Annotated in this window: 6 protein-coding genes; 4 read left to right on the top strand and 2 right to left on the bottom strand. The window is 40.8% G+C overall.

Features of this window, described 5'->3' with window-relative positions; all coding sequences use genetic code 11:
• From M3087_RS14320 to nrdG, 4 genes are all read left to right on the top strand, one after another.
• A partial coding sequence (locus M3087_RS14320; protein WP_262918883.1) for a hypothetical protein occupies positions 1–102 on the top strand: 102 nt, incomplete at its 5' end.
• Positions 102–731, top strand: a complete 630-nt coding sequence (locus M3087_RS05095; RefSeq protein WP_249094155.1) for an RNA polymerase sigma factor — start codon at positions 102–104, stop codon at positions 729–731. The genes M3087_RS14320 and M3087_RS05095, both read left to right, overlap by 1 nt.
• Before the next feature lie 276 nt (positions 732–1,007).
• Positions 1,008–3,215 (top strand): anaerobic ribonucleoside triphosphate reductase, encoded by a 2,208-nt coding sequence (locus M3087_RS05090; protein ID WP_106483755.1) that lies wholly within the window; start codon positions 1,008–1,010, stop codon positions 3,213–3,215.
• A gap of 11 nt (positions 3,216–3,226) precedes the next feature.
• Positions 3,227–3,721: an anaerobic ribonucleoside-triphosphate reductase activating protein gene (gene nrdG, locus M3087_RS05085; RefSeq protein ID WP_106483754.1), complete on the top strand. Its 495-nt coding sequence runs from the start codon at positions 3,227–3,229 to the stop codon at positions 3,719–3,721.
• A 257-nt stretch (positions 3,722–3,978) separates the two neighbouring features.
• On the opposite strand, the gene M3087_RS05080 is transcribed toward nrdG, so the two are convergent.
• Together M3087_RS05080 and M3087_RS05075 are read right to left on the bottom strand one after the other, a co-directional pair.
• The gene (locus M3087_RS05080) at positions 3,979–5,322 is read right to left on the bottom strand and encodes a TlpA family protein disulfide reductase (protein ID WP_106483753.1); all 1,344 of its coding nucleotides are present in this window, start codon (positions 5,320–5,322) and stop codon (positions 3,979–3,981) included.
• 93 nt (positions 5,323–5,415) lie between these two features.
• Positions 5,416–6,930: a PKD domain-containing protein gene (locus tag M3087_RS05075; RefSeq protein WP_249094153.1), complete on the bottom strand. Its 1,515-nt coding sequence runs from the start codon at positions 6,928–6,930 to the stop codon at positions 5,416–5,418.
• Position 6,931 lies beyond the last annotated feature (1 nt).

Below are 6,931 nucleotides of genomic sequence, written 5' to 3'. Positions count from 1 at the left end.
ATAAATGTGGGCTATCTGATAACCCGTCAGGCTATGGAGCGCAAGGAGAGTCGTGGTCTGCATTATACCATTGATTATCCGCATCCAACAACAAAGAAGTAATGAAAAAATACAGCTCTCTTCTTTTCGTAAAACGGAAGAAGAGAAGCCTTACTCCAATAAAGACAAAGATGACAAACGAAACCTTTTTCCGTTTCCAGCAAGGGGATGAGACTGCATTCAAGACTCTTTTCTATGTATACAGTCCCAGCCTGCTCGCCTTTGCACGCCGTTTTGTGCAGGAAGAAGAAGTAGAAGATGTGGTACAGGATATCTTTATGCAGATATGGAATCATCGTCAGGAGTTCAAGAATCCGGAGGCGATAAGAACTTATCTGTTTACTTCGGTCAAGCATCGTTGTCTGAATATTCTTCGCAGTGAAGACACTCATCATACCTATCTGGAGTCTTTGTCAGAAGAAGACTTTTATGATCAGATGCTCGATGTGGAAGTATATACGTTACTGTATCGGGCCATTTCGGAATTGCCCGACAATTATAAGAAAGTGATAAATTACTCTCTTGACGGATACCACATTGATGAAATTGCCGAGCAGATGCATACGACAGTCGATGCAGTAAAGGCCTATAAGAAACGGGCAAAGGAACAGCTTCGCAAAAAGATGGGAACCTTATCTGGTTCAAGTTTTACGGCAATGCTGCTTCTGGATGTTTTTCTGGAGAAACTTTGATGGATAACTTTTCATTTGTTCTACCTCAACTGTTTGTTCATCAGTGCATAGAATATATTTTACTGTTTCTGTATGTATGTTTGCTTGTTCGATTAACTGTTTAGAAAATACTTCTTGTGTATAAGTTTTCTATTTTCTTTTGTATTGCTACTGTTTATCAATTGATTAATATTTTTTTAATTGCCGAAAAGTTGTCCAAAACGGGAAACTTTCCTCTGTATATGCTACCTTTGCTTGCAAATTTAGCATAATAGATAATTAGAAAAACAGTAGGAAATGATACAGACAGTAATCAAGCGTGACGGACGAATTGTGGGCTTTAACGAAGAGAAAATAGCCACTGCTATCCGTAAGGCAATGTTGCATACAGAAAAAGGAGAAGACTTCAGACTGATACATCAGATTACCGACCGTATCTCTTTTAATGGAGATGCACAGATGACCGTTGAGGCTATTCAGGATGCCGTGGAAATGGAACTGATGAAGAGTAGCCGAAAAGACGTGGCACAGAAATATATTGCTTACCGGAATCAGCGCAGTATAGCCCGTAAGGCAAAGACAAGAGATATTTTCCTGGAGATTATCAATATCAAATCGAATGATATTACCCGTGAAAATGCAAACATGAATGCCGATACACCGGCAGGAATGATGATGAAGTTTGCCAGCGAGACTACCAAACCGTTTGTTGACGACTATCTGCTTAGTGAAGACGTGCGCGAAGCCGTTGCGGGTAACTATCTGCACATACATGACAAGGATTATTATCCAACTAAAAGTCTTACCTGTGTGCAGCATCCGTTAGATCATATCCTTCAGAATGGTTTTTCGGCAGGACATGGAGAGTCCAGACCGGCCAAACGTATTGAAACAGCCAGCATATTGGGATGCATTTCGCTGGAGACTGCCCAGAATGAGATGCATGGCGGACAGGCTATTCCTGCCTTTGACTTTTATCTGGCTCCATATGTGCGCAGCAGTTACATTGAAGAAATAAAGAATCTGGAAGAACTTAACGGAGCAGACTATTCGCATCTGTATGCAGAAGAACTTTCAGACTATCTGCAAAAACCGCTTGACGGCCTGTCGGGCGACGAACGCATCGTGCAGCATGCCGTAAACAAGACGGTAGCCCGCGTGCATCAGGCTATGGAGGCATTCATACACAATATGAACACCATACATTCACGAGGAGGAAACCAGGTAGTGTTCAGTTCCATCAATTACGGTACGGATACTTCTGCTGAGGGACGCTGTATCATACGTGAGCTGTTGAGAACAACTTATCAGGGAGTGGGTAACGGTGAGACTGCCATTTTCCCTATTCAGATATGGAAAAAGAAAAGAGGAGTCAGCTATCTGTCGGAAGACCCCAATTATGACCTTTATGTACAGGCATGCAAGGTGACGGCACGACGCTTCTTCCCTAACTTCCTGAATCTGGATGCCACGTTCAATCAGAGTGAGGACTGGAAAGCCGATGACCCTCTGCGTTACCAGCACGAAGTGGCTACAATGGGTTGCCGTACGCGTGTGTTTGAAAACCGTTTCGGTCCGAAGACTTCGATAGGACGTGGAAACCTCTCATTCTCTACAATCAATATTGTCCGCCTGGCCATCGAGTGCATGCAAATAGAAGACAAGGAACAGCGCATAGCCCGTTTCTTTGCCAAACTCGATGCGATGCTTGAAGTTACGGCCCGTCAGCTGCATGAGCGTATGGAATTTCAGAAAACAGCTTTTGCCAAACAGTTCCCTCTTCTGATGTCGGCTTTGTGGATTGGTTGTGAGAAGCTGAAACCCAACGATACGATAGCTCTTGTTATCAATCAGGGAACATTGGGTATAGGGTTTATCGGACTGGCTGAGTGTCTGGTGGCACTGGTGGGCAAACATCACGGTGAGTCGGAAGAAGCTCAGGAACTGGGATTGAAGATTGTAACCTATATGCGTGACAGAGTGAACCAGTTCTCTGAACAGTATCAGCATAATTACAGTGTGCTGGCTACGCCGGCCGAAGGTCTTTCGGGCAAGTTTACACGCGTTGACCGCAAGGATTTCGGAATCTTGCCCGGTATAACCGACCGTGACTATTATACCAATTCCAATCATGTGCCCGTATATTATAAGTGCAGTGCCCGTCATAAGGCTGAGATAGAGGCTCCTTATCATGACCTGACACGTGGAGGCCACATCTTCTACGTAGAGATTGACGGAGATGCCACACACAATCCCGAAGCCATTATGCGTGTGGTGGATATGATGGACCGTTACAACATAGGTTATGGCTCGGTAAACCATAACCGTAACCGCTGTCTGGACTGTGGTTATGAGAATGCCGACCCCCATATGGAAGAATGTCCCAAGTGCGGAAGCAGGCACATTGACAAGCTTCAGCGCATAACCGGATATCTGGTGGGAACAACCGACCGATGGAATCAGGCCAAACTGGCAGAACTGAATGACCGTGTAATACATAATTAAGCGTAATCATCATGTTATCTATCCTTGATATTCTTGAAGATACGACGGTAGACGGACCGGGATTCCGCACCGCTATCTATGCCGCCGGATGTCCTAACGGATGTCCCGGCTGTCATAATCCCGAATCTTGGGATATTAATCGCGGACATTGGATGAGTACGGACGAAATTCTTCAAAAAGTTCTGGCTGACGAGTTTGCCGACGTAACCTTTAGCGGCGGTGACCCGATGTTTCAGCCTGAAGGCTTTGCCGAGCTGGCTTGTGCCATCAAGCATCAAAGCAATAAGAGCATATGGTGCTACACGGGGTATACGTTTGAAAATCTGTTGAATAATCCAAAACAGGTTCGTTTGTTGAAATACATAGACGTACTGGTAGACGGCCGTTTCAAAAAGGAACTGAAAGACGAAAGCCTTTGTTTCAGAGGAAGCAGCAACCAACGGCTTATTGATGTGCAGGCTTCACTGAAAAGCAAGCAGACTGTAGTTTATTCATACAGTCACTAACTGATAATCTGCTTTTATACAGGTTGGAAAGTTTATCCTTAGGCTGAGTACATGTATCTTTAACTTAAGTACATATATCTTTAGGCTAAAGATAAACTTTTTGTTGGGTATCAATAAATTATGGAGCCAGTAGAAAGTGACTTTATTCAAGGAGGCTGATAAGCATACAACCCGATTGCAGGACCTCTGCAGTCGGGTTGCTTGTTGTATATACTTACTGATTGTCTGTCAGTTAGTAATCATCTTATTTTACTTCTTTATTTTAGCTGTTCCAGCATTTCTTTTGTCTGCGGATTGCTGGGGCGGGTAGCATCAATGTTCATGAGCTTGCCTTCTTTATCATACAGAAGAAATCTTGGGATGGCATTTATATTCAGGAAGTTTGATATTTCATTGCCTTTGTTGAACCATTGGTTTCCGTGCAGATTCAGTTCTTCTATTTTCTTCTTCCAGTTCTTTTCATTCTGATCGATGGATACAGACAGGAACTTTACAGCCGGATTGTTCAGTTCTTTTTCCAACTTTTGCAGATGCGGAATTTCCTTACAGCACGGAACGCACCACGATGCCCAGATATCAATGTATACGTAATATCCCTTGAACTCTTCGAACGTATGCTCTTTTCCTTCAGAATCGTAAAAGGTTATGTCGGGAAATGGAGCCTTGTCTAGTATATATCTTCTTTTTTTGAAGTCATTTACATATTTTTCCGGAAGATTGTATTTGCTGACGCATTTTTCCAAGACGATCAGTCCGTTAGAAAAGTCTTTGTTGTAGTTGTAAGATGAGATATACTTTCTCAGAAGATATTCCGCTATACTCTTTTGCAGGTTTTTGTCTTCGGCTTTTTTATAGATATAGTCCATTTTTTCTTCAAGAGTCATTCCCTTAGGCATATTTGCGCAAAAGAACATCGGTGTTTCATTAAAGCATATCGCATACTTGTTGTTTAATAAAGCTGTTGCATTATTGGTTTCGTTGTCTAATTCTTTGGGAGTGGTTTTACCGTTTCTTCTATGCATAAATTGGATGTCGTTTATAGCTTTTGACTTTTCAATAAAGTTCCAGGTCCGTGCATATAATTCTACCTCTTTTGAAGGCTTGTACTGAGTCAACAGCTTGTTTAGTATGTTGTCATATTGATTTATAAGTTTCAAAGAGTTCTCAGGCAAGGGAGTGTTGGTCCATACTTCCTTGTTCATGACGTTTGCCTGATTATAATATTCTCCCAGAAAGGTATTGTCGTTGTCAAAGCCGTACTGTATCTTTTCATTGTCAATTTGTATGTCAAGGTTGTATATACGGATGGAGTCGGGCATATACAGCGGAATGTTGAAAGGATACTTGTTTGAATCTCCTTTTCGGACAATGATGTTAAGTTGGTAAAATCCGTTATTAGCCGATGTAAGCTTTATATTGAACTGATTGTTGTCAGCTTTTACAGGAGTGTATGATGAGTTTCCCATCATGATGTTGTTGATGGCTATTTCATGTATGCTGTCAGTTTCATTCTTTACTGTTATGTGACCTTTGACTGTTAACTGTGCATTCATGGTGCAGGCATAAATTAAAGCCAATAGAATAGCAATATGTAGTTTCATGACTGATGTTTAAATGGTTACTTGGTTTGTAATAGAATTAAATGGGAGTATGTTCTTCGCCAAGACATACCCCCATTGAAAGAAGAGAGAGGGTTAGTTTTTGTATCTTATATCAGAAATTTTATCTGTGCATTGTTTGAACTCGTATTTAGGCTCAAATTTATCGCTGGTCAGATCTTCTGTGCTGTAGATATATACATTTCCACGTTTTGTATCATTACTGTAAGTACCTACGTATAAATCCTGAGTTGCTTCATTGTAACCTATACAGGTAATCTCTTCATTAGGATAAGAAATAATGGGTTTTGTAGGAAGTTGGGGTGATGCGTTGAAAAGGTAGTAAGCGTACAAATCTCCTCCAATACCATAAAATGCTACTTGACTACTTCTGGCAAGAGTGAGTCTTGTTCCTTGTGAAGGAATTCCCTGTGTGTCCGTTACTTCATAAGAAGTTTCTTTACTGCTTTCATAAATATATGTCCAATCAGGATATTCACCTACAGTATTTGAAGAGATAGTATATTGTGAAATTTTGTTAGGATTGGCTTTGTCTTTTGTTACAACATAAATGTCTCCACTATTTTGTTGTGTGTTATGAACAAGCATCAGTATATCCTTATCTTTGAACAAGTCGCCTGATGTAGCCATACCATTACTAGAATAAGCTTGGAACTTGATAATTTCAGAAGTACTGTAGTTTACGAATACTGGTGTCGTACTCCACGAATTTATACTTGCCATATAGTTATATCCGGGAATAACGTCTTCATAGCTTTGCTGATAGAATTCATGCGGATATTCGTACAGATACCAATAAGCCTTTTGGAAATGTATAGAATGTTTGGAATTTACATCATATACAAAGGGGTATGATGCATATCCGTCATTCGAGAGAAAATGGGTAGCCTTAAATCCTTCGAAGATGCTTGAATACTCAGAAGAAGATATGATTTCGAAAGTTGTAGAGTTTACAAAGAAACATTTGTCTTCCAAGGCGACAATCATTATCGGAGTTTGTTCATAAGGGCTGGTTGCAGCATTGGTACGGTCTGCTCCGATAAGTTTCGTCATTTGAATATCAGGGTTCATTTGTTCTAGGCAATGTTCTTCTACCTTGTATTCCATTCCAGATGCAATATCTTCCGGAGTGAGGTCTTTGATAAATCCCAGATTTCCTTTTCCGTCTTCCGAGTTGGCTATGACCAATATTCCCTTTTCAAAGTAATCGTTTACATTTACCTGATATTCCATTACATCTCCAACGATATCATCGGTAACGGTAAGATGTATGTAATATGTACCTTTCTTTTCAAAAGAATAATTCAGTATCGGTTCTGAACTGATTTTGGTAAGTTCTCCTTTTGAATCGGATGTGGTATTATATTCTCCTACAGACCATTCATATTTCAGGTTTTTGGATGTAGCTTTTACCTTTGGATCTATTACCAAAGATTCCGTTCCGAAATAGACGTTGTAAACAGGCATCTTTTCAGAATCGCTGCCTTCTATTGACAGTTCTGGCAGCAGCTTGTTTGCATCTCGTGAATCATCGTTGATGCATGATGTGAGAGCAAAGAATAAAAAAATGGTATATATTATATTCTTCATA

Origin of the sequence: Mediterranea sp. ET5 (assembly GCF_023337025.1) — a bacterium.
Lineage (GTDB): Bacteria > Bacteroidota > Bacteroidia > Bacteroidales > Bacteroidaceae > Phocaeicola_A.
This window is presented reverse-complemented; position numbering and strand designations above follow the sequence as displayed.